The 1,205-nt window shown below is 38.4% G+C and carries 1 protein-coding gene; it reads left to right on the top strand.

What is annotated here, in order from left to right; all coding sequences use genetic code 11:
• Positions 1-60: 60 nt before the first annotated feature.
• Positions 61-1,193, top strand: a protein-coding gene (locus RM549_RS19330; RefSeq protein WP_311687754.1) for an IS3 family transposase whose coding sequence is annotated in 2 segments (ribosomal slippage) — positions 61-322 and positions 322-1,193 — 1,134 coding nt in all. Because the reading frame shifts where the segments join, the coding sequence is not laid out codon by codon here.
• Positions 1,194-1,205: the final 12 nt, after the last annotated feature.

Genomic DNA, 1,205 nt, shown 5'->3' with positions numbered 1-1,205 from the left:
TGTAAGCTTCCCTTAAAACCGAACTGTTTAAAAGTAGAATAATTCTTAATTTTAAACAGTATGAAAAAAAGTAAATTTTCCCCTCAACAGATCTCCAAGATCCTTAAAGAATTTGATAACGGTAAAACAGCTGCCGAGATCAGCCGTGAATATGGCATAAGCACAGCCACTTTTTACAAATGGCGTGAGCGTTATAGTGGTATGAACGGCAAAGAACTGAAGCGTCTTAAGGAGCTTGAAGAAGAGAACCGTCGCCTCAAGCAAATGTATGCCACCCTTTCCCTAGATCATGAGATGGCCAAAGAGATTATAGAAAAAAAGCTTTAAAGCCTTGCCGTAAGAGGACCATAGCTAAAGAACTTGCTCATTACGGTATAAGCAGGGCGTGCCGTGTCTTAAAAATGAGCAAAAGTGTGTTTTATTACACTCCTCTCCCTAAAGATGATAAACCTATAGAAGAAGCTTTACAGCAAAAGGCAGAGAAGTTTAGTGAGGAAGGCTTTTGGATGGCTTATGAGCGACTGCGTAAGGAAGGAAAGCCGTGGAACCATAAAAGAGTTTATCGTGTATATAAAAGCCTTGGCTTAAGCTTAAGGCGTAAAGTGAAGAAAAGATTACCAGCAAGAGTAAAAGAACCTTTAGAAGTACCTGAAGCTCTCAATCATACCTGGAGTATGGATTTTGTAACAGATGTCCTGGATAACAAAAGAAGGTTTAGAGCTTTTACTATTATTGATGATTACAACCGGGAAGCACTTCACATAGAAGTTGATTTTTCCTTGCCCAGCAACCGAGTCATTTGGGTACTGAACCACCTAATCAACCGAAGAACAAAACCTCAAAAGATAAGAATGGATAATGGTCCTGAGTTTATTGCCAAGATAGCTTCAGAATGGAGCCAGATGCATGGAATCGATTTCCAGTATATCCAGCCAGGAAAACCTACACAAAATGCCTTTATTGAACGATTCAATGGAACTTATAGAAGAGGTGTTTTAAATAAATACATTTTTGAGGATCTGGATCAGGTAAGAGAACAAACCCAAATATGGATGGATGATTACAATCACCAAAGGCCGCATGATGCATTAGGAAAAATGGCTCCGATAGAATATGCAAAATTTAATGCCCTATTAGAAACCACAGATAAAACTAAAACTAATAACTTTATACCATCAAGCAGTTCTAATTAGGGGAAGCTTACA

This window comes from Autumnicola patrickiae (assembly GCF_031846525.1).
GTDB classification, from domain to species: Bacteria; Bacteroidota; Bacteroidia; order Flavobacteriales; family Flavobacteriaceae; genus Autumnicola; species Autumnicola patrickiae.
Note: the sequence above shows the minus strand (reverse complement) of the source record. Positions and strands in the feature narration are given on the sequence as shown.